Here is a 20,271-nt window from a genome sequence, read left to right on the forward strand (position 1 = left end):
AAGTAAACATTCGAATTGGACCCTATCGTCCATTAGTATGAATTTAATATAGTACCACTGTTTACATAGTAAATCGGTGGTTCTTTTTGTTATCATTTAATATGAAATATATCCATAGGAGGCATATAACTATGAAACCACAATTATCGTGGAAAGTTGGCGGTCAACAAGGCGAAGGTATTGAATCAACTGGGGAAATCTTCGCTACGGCTATGAATAGAAAAGGATATTATTTATATGGATATAGACATTTTTCAAGTCGTATCAAAGGTGGACATACGAATAATAAAATTAGAGTTTCTACGACGCCTGTTCATGCAATTAGTGATGATTTAGATATTTTGATTGCATTTGACCAAGAAACAATTGATGTTAACCATCATGAAATGAGAGAAGACAGTATTATTTTAGCTGATGCCAAGGCTAAACCTGTGAAACCAGAAGGATGTCATGCACAGCTTATTGAATTACCTTTTACAGCAACCGCTAAAGAATTAGGTACAGCATTAATGAAAAACATGGTTGCAATAGGTGCTACTAGCGCATTGATGAATTTGAATACAAATACATTTGAAGAACTTATTACTAATATGTTTTCTAAAAAAGGTGACAAGGTAGTTGAAGTCAATATCCAAGCATTAAACGAAGGTTATCAATTAATGCAATCCCGCTTACCTGAAATCGACGGGGACTTTGAATTAGAGTCAACAGATGCACTACCACATCTATATATGATTGGTAACGATGCCATTGGATTAGGTGCAATTGCTGCAGGTTCACAATTTATGGCGGCATATCCTATTACACCTGCGTCTGAAGTTATGGAATATATGATTGCCAATATATCTAAAGTAAACGGAGCGGTTATTCAAACAGAAGATGAAATTGCTGCTGTAACTATGGCTATTGGTGCAAATTATGGTGGAGTCAGAGCGTTTACGGCTAGTGCTGGTCCAGGTTTATCTTTAATGATGGAAGCAATTGGATTATCTGGTATGACTGAAACGCCATTAGTCATTATTAATACTCAACGAGGTGGACCTTCTACTGGATTACCTACGAAACAAGAACAGTCAGATTTAATGCAAATGATTTATGGTACACATGGTGATATTCCAAAAATAGTTGTAGCACCAACTGATGCAGAAGATGCATTTTATTTAACTATGGAAGCCTTTAATTTAGCAGAACAATATCAATGCCCTGTTATAGTTTTAAGTGATTTGCAATTATCTTTAGGTAAACAAACTGTTGAAAAATTAGATTATAATCGCATTGAAATTAAACGTGGTGAAATCATTCAATCTGATATTGAACGTGAAGAAGATGATAAAGGTTATTTCAAGCGTTATGCGTTAACATCCAATGGTGTTTCTCCTAGACCTATCCCCGGTGTTAAAGGAGGTATTCATCATATAACTGGTGTGGAACACAATGAAGAAGGTAAACCTAGTGAATCTGCGTCAAATAGACAACAACAAATGGAAAAACGAATGCGTAAAATTGAGCAGTTACTAATTGAATCGCCAGTAGAAGCTAACTTACAACATGAGGATGCAGATATTCTTTATATCGGTTTTATTTCTACAAAAGGTGCAATTCAAGAAGGTAGTAACCGTTTGAATCAACAAGGCATAAAAGTTAACACTATACAAATTAGACAATTGCATCCATTCCCAACAAGCGTTATTCAAGATGCAGTTAATAAAGCGAAGAAAGTCGTTGTAGTGGAGCACAATTATCAAGGACAATTGGCTAGTATTATAAAAATGAATGTCAATATTCATGATAAGATTGAAAATTATACAAAGTATGATGGGACACCTTTCCTACCACATGAAATCGAAGAAAAAGGCAAAATAATTGCTACTGAAATAAAGGAGATGGTATAGATGGCGACATTTAAAGATTTTAGAAATAATGTTAAGCCTAACTGGTGCCCTGGATGTGGCGATTTCTCAGTACAAGCTGCAATTCAAAAAGCAGCCGCAAATATAGGGTTAGAACCTGAAGAAGTAGCTATCATCACCGGTATAGGATGTTCTGGCCGTCTTTCAGGATATATTAATTCTTATGGCGTTCATTCTATTCACGGACGTGCATTACCTTTAGCTCAAGGTGTAAAAATGGCGAATAAAGATTTAACTGTTATTGCATCTGGAGGAGATGGTGATGGTTATGCTATAGGTATGGGGCATACAATCCATGCTTTAAGAAGAAATATGAACATGACGTATATAGTCATGGATAATCAAATTTATGGTTTGACAAAGGGACAAACATCGCCGTCATCAGCAGTAGGATTTGTTACTAAAACAACGCCAAAAGGTAATATAGAAAAAAATGTTGCGCCTTTAGAATTAGCATTATCATCTGGTGCCACATTTGTAGCCCAAGGTTTTTCAAGTGATATTAAAGGATTAACAAAACTAATTGAAGATGCAATTAATCATGATGGATTTTCATTCGTTAATGTCTTTTCACCATGTGTGACTTATAATAAAATTAACACATACGATTGGTTTAAAGAACATTTAACAAGTGTTGATGACATTGAAAATTATGATTCTACAGATAAACAATTAGCGACTAGAACTGTTATTGAACATGAATCTTTAGTAACTGGTATTGTTTATCAAGATAAAGAAACACCATCATATGAATCTCAAATTAAAGAGTTAGATGATACACCACTTGCTAAAAGAGATATCAAAATTACTGAAGACACCTTCAATGCATTAACTGAACAATTTATTTAATAATTAAAACTGAGTCGTATAAATGTATTTATAACAGATCCATTTATGCTACTCAGTTTTTTACTATTACAAAAAATAAAGGAGTTTTTAAAAATGAAAGACACATTAATGAGTATACAAATAATTCCTAAAACACCAAACAATGACAATGTTATACCTTATGTAGACGAGGCGATTAAAATAATTGACGAATCTGGTATGCATTTTAGAGTAGGTCCGTTAGAAACGACAGTACAAGGAAATATGAATGAATGTTTAATTTTAATACAATCATTAAATGAACGAATGGTGGAACTTGAATGTCCAAGTATTATTAGCCAAGTTAAGTTTTATCATGTGCCAGATGGCATCACTATTGAAACTTTAACTGAAAAATATGATGAATAACATTAAAAGTGAAGTAAACTGGATTTGAATTGGCTTGTTAGAGATGACGTATAACTTTAACTGTTTTTGCACTTTATAGTTAAATTTAATATAATTATTAAATGATACGGGCAAATAGAAAGGATTTTGTAAAGTGAACGAAGAACAAAGAAAAGCAAGTTCTGTAGATGTTTTAGCTGAGAGAGATAAGAAAGCAGAAAAAGATTATAGTAAATATTTTGAACATGTTTATCAGCCGCCTAATTTAAAAGAAGCGAAAAAAAGAGGTAAACAAGAAGTTCGTTATAATAGAGATTTCCAAATTGATGAAAAATATCGCGGTATGGGGAACGAGCGTACATTTTTAATTAAAACATATGGATGTCAAATGAATGCACATGACACTGAGGTCATTGCTGGTATACTTGAAGCATTAGGCTATCAAGCAACGACTGATATTAACACTGCAGATGTTATTTTAATTAATACATGTGCGATTAGAGAAAATGCCGAGAACAAAGTGTTTAGTGAAATAGGTAATTTGAAGCATTTGAAAAAAGAACGACCTGATATTTTAATCGGTGTTTGTGGTTGTATGTCACAAGAAGAGTCAGTAGTGAATAAAATTTTAAAATCGTATCAAAATGTAGATATGATATTTGGTACACATAATATTCATCATTTACCAGAAATTTTAGAAGAAGCATACTTATCTAAAGCAATGGTTGTTGAAGTATGGTCTAAAGAAGGAGACGTTATTGAAAATCTTCCAAAAGTCCGTGAAGGCAACATTAAAGCATGGGTCAATATTATGTATGGTTGTGATAAGTTTTGTATATATTGTATTGTTCCATTTACAAGAGGTAAAGAACGAAGCCGTAGACCTGAAGACATTATAGATGAAGTACGTGAACTTGCTCGTGAAGGTTACAAAGAAATAACGCTTTTAGGTCAAAATGTAAATTCTTATGGTAAAGATTTACAGGATATAGAATATGACTTAGGAGATCTTTTACAAGCAATTTCTAAAATAGCGATTCCAAGAGTTCGTTTCACAACAAGTCATCCTTGGGACTTTACAGATCACATGATTGATGTTATTTCAGAGGGTGGTAATATCGTTCCGCATATCCACTTGCCAGTTCAATCTGGAAATAATGCAGTATTAAAAATAATGGGTAGAAAATATACACGAGAAAGTTATTTGGATTTAGTAAAACGAATCAAAGATAGAATTCCTAATGTAGCATTAACTACAGATATTATTGTAGGGTATCCAAATGAATCAGAGGAATAATTTGAAGAAACTTTAACTCTGTATGATGAAGTTGGTTTTGAACATGCATATACGTACTTGTATTCACAACGTGATGGTACGCCTGCTGCTAAAATGAAAGATAATGTACCATTAGATGTCAAAAAGGAACGATTGCAACGTTTGAATAAAAAAGTTGGTCATTATTCACAAATAGCTATGAGTAAGTACGAAGGACAAACTGTAACAGTACTTTGTGAAGGTAGTAGTAAAAAAGATGATCAGGTTCTTGCTGGCTACACTGATAAAAATAAGCTAGTTAATTTCAAAGCGCCTAAAGAAATGATTGGTAAACTAGTGGAAGTACGAATAGATGAAGCTAAACAGTATTCATTAAATGGCAGTTTTGTAAAGGAAGTAGAGCCGGAAATGGTGATTCAATAAATGTATAATAAAGATGACGTGTTGAAACAAGCGGATAATATTGCAAATAAAATTAAAAATTTGGATACTATCAAAACATATCAACAAATTGAAGCACAGATTCATCAGAACCAAACGATAAAGACTAAAATGGATATGTTAAAAAAGCATCAAAAACAAGCAGTAAACTTTCAAAATTACGGGAAACAAAATGCGCTAGAACAGTCGGAACATACCATTCAAAGTATAGAAGCAGAAATAAATACATTGCCCATAGTTGAACAGTTTCAAACTTCACAATATGAAGCGAATCAATTATTGAAAATGTTTGTATCAACAATGGAAACACGTTTAAATGACCATAATAAAGCCAAACATAGTGATTAATTACAAACAAAAAGGAGAACAATCATATGAAATCAAGAAAACTGGCTATAACTGCACTTTTAATTGCAATAAATGTTGTATTAAGCAGTATTATCATCATTCCTCTAGGACCAGTTAAGGCAGCACCAGTACAGCATTTTGTAAATGTATTAAGTGCGGTCATAGTAGGTCCTTGGTATGGATTAGCTCAAGCGCTTATATCATCAATTTTAAGAGTTCTTTTTGGTACTGGTACAGCTTTTGCATTTCCAGGTAGTATGATTGGAGTTTTATTGGCTAGTATGTTTTACATATATCGTAAACATATATTCATGGCCGCGGTCGGTGAAGTACTTGGAACTGGTGTCATCGGAAGTTTAATTTGTATACCATTAGCATATTTCCTCGGGCTTCAAGACTTCTTCATTAAACCGTTAATGATTACGTTCATAGTCTCAAGTGCTATCGGATCTATTATAAGTTATTTCTTATTAATTACTCTAAAAAAACGTGGTATTCTTCAAAGGTTTATAAAATAAATTTATGATATATGATTTCAAACAGAGTCATTGTTCATTTTAATATTGAACGCCCTTACTTAATTAAATGTCTTGAATGTTAGAATTTTAATTTAATTCTAAACATGCTATTGACACATTTTATTAGGTTTGAGGCGTTTTCTTATACATTTAAGATGCTTCGTGATTATATGGTATGAATAGGTTTGTAAAAGTAAGTATGTTAAAATGTATAAGTTAAATAATTAATAATTAAAAAGCTTACAAACGAATATATTGTAAAGACAAATTTTAAAAAGAGACAAGGGTTGTGAAGAAATAATATGTCTAATGTTACACCAATGATGCAGCAATATTTAAAAATAAAATCAGAATACCAAGATTGCTTATTATTTTTTAGACTAGGTGATTTCTATGAAATGTTTTATGAAGATGCCAAGGAGGCATCACGTGTACTTGAAATTACTTTGACTAAAAGAGATGCTAAAAAAGAAAATCCAATTCCGATGTGTGGTGTTCCGTATCATTCTGCAGATAGTTATATAGATACACTTGTTAATAATGGATATAAAGTAGCTATTTGTGAACAGATGGAAGATCCGAAACAAACGAAAGGTATGGTTAGACGTGAGGTAGTAAGAATTGTGACTCCAGGAACTGTGATGGAGCAAGGTGGTGTAGATGATAAACAAAATAACTATATTTTAAGTTTTGTTATGAATCAACCTGAAATTGCGCTTAGTTACTGTGATGTTTCTACTGGCGAATTAAAGGTTACACATTTTAATGATGAAGCGACTTTATTAAATGAAATTACGACGATAAACCCTAACGAAGTTGTTATCAATGACAATATTTCCGATAATTTAAAAAGACAAATTAATATGGTGACAGAAACAATAACAGTCAGGGAAACGTTATCATCAGAAATCTATAGTGTGAATCAAACTGAACATAAATTAATGTATCAAGCGACACAATTATTGCTAGATTATATTCATCATACACAAAAACGTGATTTATCGCATATCGAGGATGTTGTTCAATATGCAGCTATAGATTATATGAAAATGGATTTTTATGCTAAGAGAAACCTTGAGTTAACGGAAAGCATTCGATTAAAATCAAAAAAAGGAACGCTACTTTGGCTAATGGACGAAACGAAAACACCAATGGGAGCACGCCGCTTAAAACAATGGATAGATAGACCACTAATAAGTAAAGAACAAATTGAAGCACGATTAGATATCGTTGATGAATTTAGTGCTCATTTCATAGAAAGAGACACCTTAAGAACATATCTTAATCAAGTGTATGATATTGAACGTCTTGTTGGGCGTGTTAGTTACGGAAATGTTAATGCGAGAGATTTAATTCAACTTAAACATTCCATTTCTGAAATACCGAATATTAAAGCATTACTAAATTCTATGAATCAGAATACGCTTGTACAAGTTAATCAACTAGAACCCCTTGATGATTTACTTGATATATTAGAACAGAGTTTAGTAGAAGAACCACCAATTTCAGTTAAAGATGGCGGACTATTCAAAGTTGGTTTTAATACGCAATTAGATGAATATCTTGAAGCTTCAAAAAACGGAAAAACATGGTTAGCAGAATTACAAGCCAAAGAAAGACAACGTACAGGAATAAAATCATTGAAAATAAGCTTTAATAAAGTGTTTGGTTATTTTATAGAAATAACACGTGCCAACTTGCAAAATTTTGAACCAAGTGAATTTGGTTATATGAGGAAGCAAACGTTATCGAATGCTGAACGTTTTATAACTGATGAACTTAAAGAAAAAGAAGATATCATTTTAGGTGCGGAAGACAAAGCCATCGAATTAGAATATCAATTATTTGTTCAGCTACGTGAAGAAGTTAAAAAATATACTGAACGTTTACAACAACAAGCTAAAATTATTTCAGAGCTAGATTGTTTACAGAGCTTTGCAGAAATTGCTCAAAAATATAATTACACTAGGCCTTCATTTAGTGAAAATAAAACATTAGAATTAGTGGAATCTAGGCACCCAGTAGTGGAAAGAGTAATGGATTATAATGACTATGTGCCTAATAATTGTCGATTAGATAATGAAACATTTATATATTTAATTACAGGTCCGAATATGTCTGGTAAATCGACATATATGAGACAAGTTGCCATAATTAGTATAATGGCCCAAATGGGAGCTTATGTCCCTTGTAAAGAGGCAGTGTTACCTATATTTGATCAAATATTCACTAGAATAGGTGCGGCAGATGATTTGGTTTCAGGTAAGAGTACGTTTATGGTAGAAATGCTAGAAGCACAAAAGGCATTAACTTATGCAACAGAGGATAGTTTGATTATTTTCGATGAAATTGGACGTGGTACTTCAACGTATGACGGTTTAGCTTTAGCGCAGGCAATGATAGAGTATGTAGCTGAAACATCGCATGCTAAAACGTTATTTTCAACACATTATCATGAATTGACAACATTAGATCAAGCATTACCAAGTCTAAAAAATGTTCACGTCGCTGCTAATGAATATAAAGGTGAACTTATATTCTTGCATAAAGTCAAAGATGGTGCAGTTGACGATAGTTATGGTATTCAAGTTGCGAAATTAGCTGATTTACCTGAAAAAGTTATTAGCAGAGCACAAGTGATCCTAAGCGAGTTTGAAGCGTCTGCTGGTAAAAAATCATCGATATCAAATTTAAAAATGGTCGAAAATGAACCTGAAATTAATCAAGAAAATTTAAACTTAAGTGTTGAAGAAACAACTGATACTTTATCTCAAAAAGACTTTGAACAAGCATCATTTGATTTGTTTGAAAATGATCAAGAAAGCGAGATTGAACTACAAATTAAAAATTTGAATTTATCTAATATGACACCAATTGAGGCATTGGTGAAGTTAAGTGAATTACAAAATCAATTAAAATAGAGGTGTTGCAAAATGGGGAAAATTAAAGAACTCCAAACCTCATTAGCAAATAAAATCGCAGCAGGTGAAGTAGTTGAAAGACCGAGTTCTGTTGTGAAAGAACTGTTGGAAAATGCTATAGATGCAGGCGCTACAGAAATAAGCATTGAAGTAGAGGAATCTGGCGTCCAATCTATTCGCGTAGTCGATAATGGAAGCGGAATTGAAGCGGAAGACTTAGGATTAGTATTTCATAGACATGCGACTAGTAAATTAGATCAAGATGAAGATTTATTTCATATTAGGACATTAGGATTCCGTGGTGAAGCACTAGCCAGTATTTCATCAGTTGCTAAAGTAACATTGAAGACTTGCACGGATAATGCTAATGGAAATGAAATATATGTAGAAAATGGTGAAATATTAAATCATAAGCCTGCAAAAGCGAAAAAAGGAACAGATATACTTGTAGAATCATTATTTTATAATACACCAGCACGTTTAAAATATATTAAAAGTTTATACACTGAACTAGGTAAAATAACAGATATTGTCAACAGAATGGCAATGAGCCATCCGGACATTCGAATAGCACTCATTTCAGATGGCAAAACAATGTTAAGTACAAATGGTTCAGGACGAACTAATGAAGTGATGGCAGAGATTTATGGGATGAAAGTTGCACGAGATTTAGTACATATATCTGGAGATACAAGTGATTATCACATTGAAGGTTTTGTTGCAAAGCCTGAACATTCTAGAAGTAATAAGCACTATATTTCTATTTTTATTAATGGACGATACATTAAAAACTTTATGCTAAATAAAGCGATTTTAGAAGGCTATCATACACTCTTAACAATAGGTAGGTTCCCGATTTGTTATATTAATATTGAAATGGATCCAATCTTAGTAGACGTAAATGTTCATCCAACAAAACTAGAAGTGCGTTTATCAAAAGAAGAGCAACTATACCAATTGATTGTGAGCAAAATACAAGAAGCATTTAAAGACCGTATATTAATTCCTAAAAATAACTTGGATTATGTGCCGAAAAAAAATAAAGTGTTACATTCATTCGAACAACAAAAAATCGAATTTGAACAAAGACAAAACACAGAGAATAATCAAGAGAAGACGTTTTCATCTGAAGAAAGTAACAGTAAGCCATTTATGGTAGAAAATCAAAACGATGAAATAGTTATAAGAGAAGATTCATATAATCCATTCGTAACGAAAACGTCTGAAAGTTTAATAGCTGATGATGAATCTTCCGGTTATAATAATACACGTGAAAAAGATGAAGACTACTTCAAAAAGCAACAAGAAATTCTACAAGAAATGGATCAAACATTTGATTCGAATGACGATACATCTGTGCAAAATTATGAGAATAAAGCGTCTGATGATTATTATGATGTAAACGATATTAAAGGAACAAAAAGTAAAGACCCTAAACGAAGAATTCCATATATGGAAATTGTTGGCCAAGTACATGGAACGTATATTATTGCTCAAAATGAATTTGGCATGTACATGATTGACCAGCATGCAGCTCAAGAAAGAATAAAATATGAATATTTTCGAGATAAAATAGGTGAAGTTACCAATGAAGTACAAGATTTATTAATCCCGTTAACATTTCATTTTTCAAAAGATGAACAATTAGTCATTGATCAATATAAAAATGAGCTTCAACAAGTAGGTATCATGTTAGAACATTTTGGTGGTCATGATTATATTGTAAGTAGCTATCCAGTTTGGTTCCCTAAAGATGAAGTAGAAGAAATTATTAAAGATATGATTGAGCTAATTTTGGAAGAGAAAAAAGTAGATATCAAAAAATTACGTGAAGATGTAGCAATCATGATGTCATGTAAAAAATCTATTAAAGCGAATCATTATTTACAAAAACATGAAATGTCTGATTTAATTGATCAATTAAGAGAAGCGGAAGATCCATTTACATGTCCACATGGTCGTCCAATTATCATTAATTTTTCAAAATACGAATTAGAAAAATTATTTAAGCGTGTGATGTAGAGAGGATGAATCAAGTGAATAACAACATATTGCCTGCCATAAGAAACATTAAAGATTTAGAGAAACTGATTAAAACAGATTATAAAATGTGTGTGCTTCTAGATATGCATATAGGACATATAAAAAGTATTATGGAATTGCTGAAGCAAAATCATATAGAGTGTTTTATTCATATAGATTTGATAAAAGGTTTAAGCCACGATGAATTTGCAAGTGAATTTATTATTCAGCAATACAAGCCAAAAGGTATCGTATCGACTAAATCTAAAGTAATAAAAAAAGCTAAATCATTAAATACTTTAACGATTTTTAGAGTATTTATTATTGATAGTCAAGCATTGAAACGCAGTATAGATTTGATAAAAAAAGTTGAACCTGATTTTGTTGAAGTACTTCCAGGTGTTGCGAGTAAAGCGATTCATCATATTCAGAAAGAAACAAACACACAAGTCATTGCAGGTGGCCTAATTAATACAATAGATGAAGTCAATGAAGCTGTTAAAAATGGAGCGAAATATGTAACAACTAGTTATGATAAACTTTGGTAAATCATAAGTCTGCAAAAATTTCATTTTTCACGAGATTTAGTCATATAACATATTAAAAAAGCCGTTTTCATATGGGATATGTAATAAGGTATTTAAGGTATCATACAAAGAATAATTAAATAACATAATTAGCACCTCTAAAACGATTAAAATCATTAAAGTTTTAGAGGTGTTTATTAGTAAAAAATGCAACTAGTCATAAAAAATATGGCTGAAGAATGTCAATTAAACATAATGGCGTCATAAATAAATTAGTGCGGATTGATATTTCTAGTTTTCAAATTAAACTACTTTTATAAAGACTTGAAAAATTAAATTTGACAAAATTTTTACAAAAACCATTGACAACGCTTTCATATCGATAGTATCATAACAAATATAATAAAAGTTAATACATAGAATAGAGACGGGAGATTTCTACGAGCCAAACTGCTAGTGTAGGAATCTCTTTGTCTTTTTGGGAGGACATTTAATATGAATGTATATTTAGCAGAATTCCTAGGAACTGCAATCTTAATCCTTTTTGGTGGTGGCGTTTGTGCCAATGTCAATTTAAAGAGAAGTGCTGCGAATGGTGCTGATTGGATTGTCATCACAGCTGGATGGGGATTAGCGGTTACAATGGGTGTGTTTGCTGTCGGTCAATTCTCAGGTGCACATTTAAACCCAGCGGTGTCTTTAGCTCTTGCATTAGACGGAAGTTTTGATTGGTCATTAGTTCCTGGTTATATTGTTGCTCAAATGTTAGGTGCAATTGTCGGAGCAACAATTGTATGGTTAATGTACTTGCCACATTGGAAAGCGACAGAAGAAGCTGGCGCGAAATTAGGTGTTTTCTCTACAGCACCGGCTATTAAGAATTACTTTGCCAACTTTTTAAGTGAGATTATCGGAACAATGGCATTAACTTTAGGTATTTTATTTATCGGTGTAAACAAAATTGCCGATGGTTTAAATCCTTTAATTGTCGGAGCATTAATTGTTGCAATCGGATTAAGTTTAGGCGGTGCTACTGGTTATGCAATCAACCCAGCACGTGATTTAGGTCCGAGAATTGCACATGCGATTTTACCAATAGCTGGTAAAGGTGGTTCAAATTGGTCATATGCAATCGTTCCTATCTTAGGACCAATTGCCGGTGGTTTATTAGGTGCAGTGGTATACGCTGTATTTTATAAACATACATTTAATATTGGTTGTGCAATTGCAATTGTTGTAGTTATTATTACTTTGATTTTAGGTTACATTTTAAATAAATCATCAAAAAAAGGTGATATCGAATCAATTTACTAAAATAAAAAGAAACGTAAATAGCATAATTTAACATGTTTGATTCATGGATTATGCTATTTTTTCGCCAAAATTTAACAGATTTTGTACAATGGGTTAGCGATTATTTTTTAATAAAGGAGATACTACTAATGGAAAAATATATTTTATCTATAGACCAAGGAACAACAAGCTCAAGAGCGATTTTATTCAATCAAAAAGGGGAAATTGCAGGGGTAGCACAACGTGAGTTTAAGCAATATTTTCCACAATCAGGTTGGGTTGAACATGATGCAAATGAAATTTGGACATCTGTGTTAGCTGTAATGACGGAAGTAATTAATGAAAATGATGTTAGAGCTGATCAAATTGCAGGAATCGGTATTACAAACCAACGTGAAACAACGGTTGTTTGGGACAAACATACTGGCCGCCCAATTTATCACGCAATTGTTTGGCAATCACGTCAAACACAATCAATTTGTTCAGAGTTAAAACAACAAGGATATGAACAAACATTTAGAGATAAGACAGGATTACTTTTAGATCCGTATTTTGCAGGTACAAAAGTTAAATGGATTCTAGACAATGTTGAAGGTGCACGAGAAAAAGCAGAAAATGGCGATCTATTATTTGGAACGATTGATACTTGGTTAGTATGGAAATTATCAGGAAAAGCTGCGCATATTACTGATTATTCAAATGCGAGTCGTACATTAATGTTTAATATCCATGATTTAGAATGGGACGATGAGTTATTAGAACTACTTACAGTACCTAAAAATATGTTGCCAGAAGTTAAAGCTTCGAGTGAAGTATATGGTAAGACAATTGATTACCACTTCTATGGTCAAGAAGTACCAATCGCTGGAGTAGCTGGTGATCAACAAGCAGCATTATTTGGACAAGCTTGCTTCGAACGTGGTGACGTGAAAAACACATATGGAACTGGTGGCTTCATGTTAATGAATACAGGTGACAAAGCGGTTAAATCTGAAAGTGGTTTATTAACAACAATTGCTTATGGTATTGATGGAAAAGTAAATTATGCGCTTGAAGGTTCCATCTTTGTTTCGGGTTCAGCAATCCAATGGTTACGTGATGGATTAAGAATGATTAATTCAGCACCACAATCAGAAAGTTATGCGACACGAGTTGACTCTACTGAGGGTGTTTATGTTGTTCCAGCTTTTGTAGGTTTAGGAACACCATATTGGGATTCTGAAGCACGTGGTGCGATTTTCGGTTTAACACGTGGAACTGAAAAAGAGCACTTTATCCGTGCAACTTTAGAATCACTATGTTACCAAACTCGTGACGTTATGGAAGCAATGTCAAAAGACTCTGGTATTGATGTCCAAAGTTTACGTGTCGATGGTGGTGCAGTTAAAAATAACTTTATTATGCAGTTCCAAGCAGACATTGTTAATACTTCTGTTGAAAGACCTGAAATTCAAGAAACTACAGCTTTAGGTGCTGCATTTTTAGCAGGTTTAGCAGTTGGATTCTGGGAGAGTAAAGATGATATCGCTAAAAACTGGAAATTAGAAGAAAAATTCGATCCGAAAATGGATGAAGGCGAAAGAGAAAAATTATATAGAGGTTGGAAAAAAGCTGTTGAAGCAACACAAGTTTTTAAAACAGAATAAACTTGTAGATTAGACTTTTGTATAAACATTGTGATACAATCAATTTAAGTTAATATTTGAATCGAGAAGCGAGAGATTTGTTCGAACATGTACAATTGAAGGATTGTTTATGTGGGACAAGTCTCTCGTTTTTACATTTTTTAGGAGGCGTTTTGGAATGGCATTGTCTACTTTTAAGAGAGAACATATTAAAAAGAATTTAAGAAATGATGAATATGATTTAGTAATTATTGGTGGCGGTATTACAGGTGCAGGTATTGCACTAGACGCGAGTGAAAGAGGAATGAAAGTTGCATTAGTTGAAATGCAAGACTTTGCACAAGGAACAAGCTCAAGATCTACAAAATTAGTCCATGGTGGTTTGCGTTACTTAAAACAATTCCAAATTGGAGTAGTTGCCGAAACTGGTAAAGAACGTGCGATTGTTTATGAAAATGGGCCTCATGTTACGACTCCAGAGTGGATGCTTTTACCAATGCATAAAGGTGGAACATTTGGTAAATTCTCAACATCAATTGGTTTAGGAATGTATGATCGTTTAGCAGGTGTTAAGAAGTCTGAACGTAAAAAAATGTTATCTAAAAAAGAAACTTTAGCTAAAGAACCATTAGTTAAAAAAGAAGGTCTAAAAGGCGGCGGTTACTATGTTGAATATCGTACTGACGATGCGCGTTTAACTATTGAAGTTATGAAGCGTGCTGCTGAAAAAGGCGCAGAAATTATCAACTATACTAAATCTGAACACTTCACTTATGATAAAAATCAACAAGTAAATGGTGTTAAAGTTATAGATAAATTAACTAATGAAAATTATACAATTAAGGCTAAAAAAGTGGTTAATGCAGCAGGTCCATGGGTTGATGATGTTAGAAGTGGTGATTATGCACGCAATAATAAAAAATTACGTTTAACTAAAGGTGTACATGTTGTTATTGATCAATCAAAATTCCCATTAGGTCAAGCAGTATACTTTGATACTGAAAAAGATGGAAGAATGATTTTTGCAATTCCACGTGAAGGAAAAGCGTATGTAGGTACTACAGATACATTCTATGACAATATCAAATCTTCACCATTAACTACACAAGAAGACAGAGACTATTTAATCGATGCGATTAATTACATGTTCCCTAGTGTTAATGTTACAGATGAAGATATTGAATCAACATGGGCAGGAATTAGACCATTAATTTACGAAGAAGGCAAAGACCCTTCTGAAATCTCTCGTAAGGATGAAATTTGGGAAGGTAAATCAGGTTTATTAACTATTGCAGGTGGTAAATTAACAGGCTATCGTCACATGGCTCAAGACATTGTTGATTTAGTATCTAAACGCTTGAAAAAAGACTACGGTTTAACATTTAGTCCATGTAATACAAAAGGTCTGGCAATTTCAGGTGGCGATGTAGGTGGTAGCAAGAACTTTGATGCGTTTGTAGAGCAAAAAGTAGATGTAGCTAAAGGATTCGGCATTGATGAAGATGTTGCAAGACGTTTAGCATCTAAATATGGTTCAAATGTTGATGAATTGTTCAACATTGCGCAAACATCTCAATACCATGATAGCAAGTTACCATTAGAAATTTATGTAGAACTTGTTTATAGTATTCAACAAGAAATGGTATACAAACCTAACGATTTCTTAGTTCGTCGTTCTGGTAAAATGTATTTCAATATTAAAGATGTATTAGATTATAAAGATGCTGTCATCGATATTATGGCAGATATGCTTGATTACTCTCCAGCTCAAATTGAAGCATATACTGAAGAAGTTGAGCAAGCAATTAAAGAAGCGCAACATGGAAATAATCAACCAGCAGTTAAAGAATAATTAATTTGTACAATCATAAACTGGTGTCCTGTTTTAAGGGCATCAGTTTTTTTATACGAGATACATTAGTCAATTGAAACTATGCATCACTAAATGTATGATAATAATAAAAGCGAATATAAAAGCGTTGTTATTAAAGGTGTGAGATGATGACTGAAAAACAATTTAAATTAACTGTACAAGATAATACGAATATTGAAGTTAAAGTGAATTTTACAGATGTAGATTCAAAAGGAATTATTCATATATTTCATGGTATGGCTGAACATATGGAACGTTACGATAAATTAGCACATGCACTTTCAAAGCATGGCTTCGATGTGATACGTCATAATCATCGAGGACATGGTATTAATATTGATGAATCAACAAGAGGGCATTACGATGATATGAAACGAGTTATCGGTGATGCCTTTGAAGTAGCGCAAACAGTGAGAGGCAATGTTGATAAACCATACATTATAATCGGACATTCAATGGGATCCGTTATAGCTAGATTGTTTGTAGAAACATATCCGCAATATGTTGATGGTCTAATTTTAAGTGGTACTGGTATGTATTCATTATGGAAAGGTTTACCAACCGTTAAAGTGTTACAACTGATTACAAAAATTTATGGTGCTGAGAAACGAGTTGAATGGGTTAACCAGTTAGTATCAAATAGTTTTAATAAAAAAATACGTCCATTACGTACACAAAGTGATTGGATTTCTAGTAATCCAATTGAAGTAGATAACTTTATTAAAGATCCATATAGTGGATTTAATGTGTCAAATCAATTATTATATCAAACAGCCTATTATATGCTACATACATCACAATTAAAAAATATGAAAATGTTAAATCATGCCATGCCTATATTATTAGTTTCAGGATATGACGATCCTTTAGGTGATTATGGTAAAGGGATTTTAAAATTGGCGAATATATATAGAAAAGCTGGCATTAAAAATGTTAAAGTGAATCTTTATCATCATAAACGTCATGAAGTGTTATTTGAAAAAGATCATGACAAAATTTGGGAAGACTTGTTTAAATGGTTGAATCAATTTTATAAAAAATAAAGAAAGTGGAATTAAATATGAATAAAAATAAGCCTTTTATTGTAGTAATTGTGGGGCCAACTGCTTCAGGTAAAACAGAGCTTAGCATAGAACTCGCGAAGCGTATCAATGGTGAAATCATAAGCGGTGATTCTATGCAAGTTTACAAACATATGAATATTGGAACTGCAAAAGTAACACCTGAAGAAATGGATGGTATTCCACATCATTTAATTGATATCTTGAATCCTGATGATACATTTTCAGCATATGAATTCAAGCGATTAGCAGAAGATTTAATTACTGATATAACGAATAGAGGTAAAGTTCCAATCATAGCAGGTGGAACAGGCTTATATATTCAATCATTAATATATAATTATGAATTAGAAGATGAAACAGTTACACCTGCACAATTATCCATAGTTAAACAAAAGTTATCTGCATTAGAACATTTAGATAATCAGCAACTACACGATTATTTAGCTCAATTTGATGCGGTTTCTGCAGAAAATATTCACCCTAACAACCGCCAAAGAGTGTTGCGCGCTATTGAATATTATTTAAAAACAAAAAAACTTTTGAGTAATCGCAAGAAAGTGCAACAATTTACTGAAAATTATGATACATTATTATTAGGGATTGAAATGTCGCGTAAAACATTATATTCAAGAATAAATAAACGTGTTGATATTATGTTGGATCACGGATTATTTAGAGAAGTGCAACAACTTGTTGAACAAGGCTATGAATCTTGCCAAAGTATGCAAGCTATTGGATATAAAGAATTAATACCTGTGATTAACGGACAAATGATTTATGAAGATGCTGTCAATGATTTAAAGCAACATTCACGCCAATATGCAAAACGACAAATGACATGGTTCAAGAATAAAATGAGTGTTCATTGGTTAGATAAAGAAAATATGTCACTTCAAATGATGTTAGATGAGATTACAACCCAGATTAAGTAAAAGGAGTCCGACAGATGATTGCAAACGAAAACATCCAAGACAAAGCACTAGAGAATTTTAAAGCAAACCAAACTGAAGTAACTGTATTCTTTCTAAACGGTTTCCAAATGAAAGGTGTTATTGAAGAATACGACAAGTATGTCGTAAGCTTAAATTCTCAAGGCAAACAACACTTGATTTACAAACATGCGATCAGCACTTATACAGTAGAAACTGAAGGTCAAGCATCTACTGAAAGTGAAGAATAAGTTGTAATCATATGGGCACGATTTAATGACTCGTGTACATAACGTTTGAAGTATGATAAATAGATATAGAAATAAAGTCATATGTGACATCAATTAAATGATGTTCAAATGACAAGATACAATAGAGGAATGTTTGTAATAAAAACGCTTCATATAAAGGTCGAGTCAATATATGATACGACTTTATATGAAGCGTTTTATTTGCTATGAGCTAGTATATTTTATAATAATTTTTCTATTTCTCTTTCGATTTGAACAGGTTTTTTTTGAGGTGCAATTCGTTTAACAACGTTACCTTCGCGATCCACTAAAAACTTAGTGAAATTCCATTTGATTTTCTCATTAAAGAATCCGTGTTGTGCCGCAGTCAAATATCTAAATAAAGGTAATTGATGTTCCCCTTTTACGTCTATTTTTTGATGCATAGGGAAGGTAACACCATAGTTTAATTTACAGTTTTGAGCTGCTTCTTCGCCTGAACCAGGTTCTTGGCCACCAAATTGATTACAAGGGAAACCTAGAATTACAAACCCTTGATCTTTGTATTTCTCGTATAATGATTGCAAACCTTCAAATTGTGAAGTAAAGCCACATTCGCTAGCTGTATTAACAATTAGCATAACGTCACCCTTATATGCATCTAATTTGTAAGTAACACCTTTATTTGTTTCTACTACAAAATCATAAATTGTCTCCATTGTATCATCCTTTCGATTTACTTAAAATGTACCACAAAATCGTGTAATAGTCTTTACTAAAACTCTATGATAGAATACTTTGAGTAGGATTTTATTAAGGAGATGTATAACATGGCTCAGCAACAAATTCATGATACTAAAAATAAACTAGAAAAAGCTGTCTTAGTCGGTGTACATGCTCAAGATGATAAGCAATTTAATTTTGAGTCTACAATGGAGGAATTATCATCTTTATCAGAGACTTGCCAACTTGAAGTGTTGGGTCAAATTACTCAAAACAGAGATCGTGTAGATCGCAAATATTATGTTGGTAAAGGTAAAATTGAAGAAATTCAAGCATTTATTGAGTTCAAAGATATTGATGTAGTCATCACAAATGATGAATTAACGACTGCACAATCCAAATCACTAAATGAAGCTTTAGGTGTAAAAATTATTGATAGAACTCAGTTGATTCTTGAAATATTTGCATTAAGAGCAAGAAGTAAAGAAGGTAAATTGCAAGTAGAGCTAGCACAACTTGATTATTTATTACCTAGATTGCAAGGCCATGGTAAAAGCCTTTCTCGTTTAGGTGGCGGTATTGGAACTAGAGGCCCTGGTGAAACGAAGTTAGAGATGGATCGCAGACATATTCGAACTCGTATGAATGAAATTAAACATCAATTGCGGACGGTAGAAGAACATCGCGAAAGATATCGAAATAAAAGAAATCAAAATCAGGTGTTTCAAGTAGCTTTAGTTGGTTATACAAATGCTGGTAAATCATCATGGTTTAATGTTTTAGCAAATGAAGAGACGTATGAAAAAGATCAATTATTTGCAACGTTAGATCCTAAAACACGACAAATTCAAATAAATGATGGATTTAATTTAATTATTTCAGATACTGTTGGTTTTATACAGAAACTACCTACGACGTTAATTGCAGCTTTTAAATCAACTTTAGAAGAGGCTAAAGGTGCAGATTTATTAGTACATGTCGTAGATAGTAGCCATCCTGAATACCGTACGCAGTATGACACAGTTAATGATTTAATCAAACAATTAGATATGAGTCATATTTCTCAAATAGTTATTTTTAATAAAAAGGACTTATGTGATCATGCATCAAATCGTCCAGCAAGTGATTTGCCTAATGTTTTTGTTTCTTCTAAAAATGATGGTGATAAATTACTTGTTAAGACGTTATTTATTGATGAAATCAAAAGGCAATTAACTTATTATGATGAGACAATTGCGACGAATAATGCAGATCGATTATATTTTCTAAAACAACATACATTAGTGACTGAACTTAAATATGATGAAATTGAAAATGTTTATCGTATAAAAGGATTTAAAAAATAATAAAAGGACG

The 20,271-nt window shown here is 32.6% G+C and carries 16 protein-coding genes and 1 pseudogene; 16 read left to right on the top strand and 1 reads right to left on the bottom strand.

Annotation, left to right across the window (positions count from 1 at the left end; all coding sequences use genetic code 11):
- Nucleotides 1–131 precede the first annotated feature (131 nt).
- From JQN76_RS10070 to hfq, 15 genes and pseudogenes are all read left to right on the top strand, one after another.
- Complete coding sequence (locus JQN76_RS10070; RefSeq protein WP_000804320.1) at nucleotides 132–1,892, top strand: 2-oxoacid:acceptor oxidoreductase subunit alpha; 1,761 nt, start codon at nucleotides 132–134, stop codon at nucleotides 1,890–1,892.
- A complete protein-coding gene (locus JQN76_RS10075; protein ID WP_000190140.1) occupies nucleotides 1,893–2,759 on the top strand; it encodes a 2-oxoacid:ferredoxin oxidoreductase subunit beta in 867 nt (288 codons plus the stop codon).
- A gap of 93 nt (nucleotides 2,760–2,852) precedes the next feature.
- Nucleotides 2,853–3,146, top strand: a complete 294-nt coding sequence (locus JQN76_RS10080; RefSeq protein WP_000655669.1) for a thiamine-binding protein — start codon at nucleotides 2,853–2,855, stop codon at nucleotides 3,144–3,146.
- A 133-nt stretch (nucleotides 3,147–3,279) separates the two neighbouring features.
- Nucleotides 3,280–4,824, top strand: a pseudogene (gene miaB / locus JQN76_RS10085) (tRNA (N6-isopentenyl adenosine(37)-C2)-methylthiotransferase MiaB).
- Nucleotides 4,825–5,190, top strand: coding sequence for a YlbF/YmcA family competence regulator (locus JQN76_RS10090; RefSeq protein ID WP_000282386.1), 366 nt, complete (start codon nucleotides 4,825–4,827; stop codon nucleotides 5,188–5,190).
- A gap of 26 nt (nucleotides 5,191–5,216) precedes the next feature.
- Nucleotides 5,217–5,708 carry an energy coupling factor transporter S component ThiW gene (gene thiW, locus JQN76_RS10095; RefSeq protein ID WP_000842277.1) on the top strand — a complete coding sequence of 164 codons (492 nt, stop codon included), beginning with the start codon at nucleotides 5,217–5,219 and terminating at the stop codon, nucleotides 5,706–5,708.
- Nucleotides 5,709–6,010: 302 nt separating this feature from the next.
- On the top strand, nucleotides 6,011–8,629 hold the full coding sequence (mutS, locus tag JQN76_RS10100) for a DNA mismatch repair protein MutS (RefSeq protein WP_000073352.1): 2,619 nt from the start codon (nucleotides 6,011–6,013) through the stop codon (nucleotides 8,627–8,629).
- Between the two features lie 12 nt (nucleotides 8,630–8,641).
- The gene (gene mutL / locus JQN76_RS10105) at nucleotides 8,642–10,651 is read left to right on the top strand and encodes a DNA mismatch repair endonuclease MutL (protein WP_000516264.1); all 2,010 of its coding nucleotides are present in this window, start codon (nucleotides 8,642–8,644) and stop codon (nucleotides 10,649–10,651) included.
- A 5-nt stretch (nucleotides 10,652–10,656) separates the two neighbouring features.
- Nucleotides 10,657–11,199 (top strand): glycerol-3-phosphate responsive antiterminator, encoded by a 543-nt coding sequence (locus tag JQN76_RS10110; RefSeq protein ID WP_001077635.1) that lies wholly within the window; start codon nucleotides 10,657–10,659, stop codon nucleotides 11,197–11,199.
- A 474-nt stretch (nucleotides 11,200–11,673) separates the two neighbouring features.
- Nucleotides 11,674–12,492 (top strand): MIP/aquaporin family protein, encoded by an 819-nt coding sequence (locus tag JQN76_RS10115; RefSeq protein ID WP_001103743.1) that lies wholly within the window; start codon nucleotides 11,674–11,676, stop codon nucleotides 12,490–12,492.
- 128 nt (nucleotides 12,493–12,620) lie between these two features.
- Nucleotides 12,621–14,117, top strand: coding sequence for a glycerol kinase GlpK (gene glpK / locus JQN76_RS10120; protein WP_000417369.1), 1,497 nt, complete (start codon nucleotides 12,621–12,623; stop codon nucleotides 14,115–14,117).
- Between the two features lie 157 nt (nucleotides 14,118–14,274).
- Nucleotides 14,275–15,948 carry a glycerol-3-phosphate dehydrogenase/oxidase gene (locus tag JQN76_RS10125; protein WP_001218596.1) on the top strand — a complete coding sequence of 558 codons (1,674 nt, stop codon included), beginning with the start codon at nucleotides 14,275–14,277 and terminating at the stop codon, nucleotides 15,946–15,948.
- 149 nt (nucleotides 15,949–16,097) lie between these two features.
- A complete protein-coding gene (locus tag JQN76_RS10130; protein WP_000136950.1) occupies nucleotides 16,098–17,012 on the top strand; it encodes an alpha/beta fold hydrolase in 915 nt (304 codons plus the stop codon).
- Nucleotides 17,013–17,029: 17 nt separating this feature from the next.
- On the top strand, nucleotides 17,030–17,965 hold the full coding sequence (gene miaA, locus JQN76_RS10135; RefSeq protein WP_001548613.1) for a tRNA (adenosine(37)-N6)-dimethylallyltransferase MiaA: 936 nt from the start codon (nucleotides 17,030–17,032) through the stop codon (nucleotides 17,963–17,965).
- Nucleotides 17,966–17,979: 14 nt separating this feature from the next.
- Entirely contained in the window at nucleotides 17,980–18,213 is a 234-nt protein-coding gene (gene hfq / locus JQN76_RS10140) for an RNA chaperone Hfq (RefSeq protein WP_000561358.1), read from the top strand.
- Between the two features lie 221 nt (nucleotides 18,214–18,434).
- Here hfq and JQN76_RS10145 read toward each other — a convergent pair whose 3' ends face one another.
- The gene (locus tag JQN76_RS10145; RefSeq protein WP_000448079.1) at nucleotides 18,435–18,911 is read right to left on the bottom strand and encodes a glutathione peroxidase; all 477 of its coding nucleotides are present in this window, start codon (nucleotides 18,909–18,911) and stop codon (nucleotides 18,435–18,437) included.
- Nucleotides 18,912–19,022: 111 nt separating this feature from the next.
- Between JQN76_RS10145 and hflX the strand changes: the two genes are divergently transcribed.
- Nucleotides 19,023–20,261, top strand: coding sequence for a GTPase HflX (gene hflX / locus JQN76_RS10150; RefSeq protein ID WP_000068617.1), 1,239 nt, complete (start codon nucleotides 19,023–19,025; stop codon nucleotides 20,259–20,261).
- The last annotated feature ends 10 nt before the right edge of the window (nucleotides 20,262–20,271 follow it).

The organism is Staphylococcus sp. SM3655 (assembly GCF_016917315.1).
Lineage (GTDB): Bacteria > Bacillota > Bacilli > Staphylococcales > Staphylococcaceae > Staphylococcus > Staphylococcus aureus.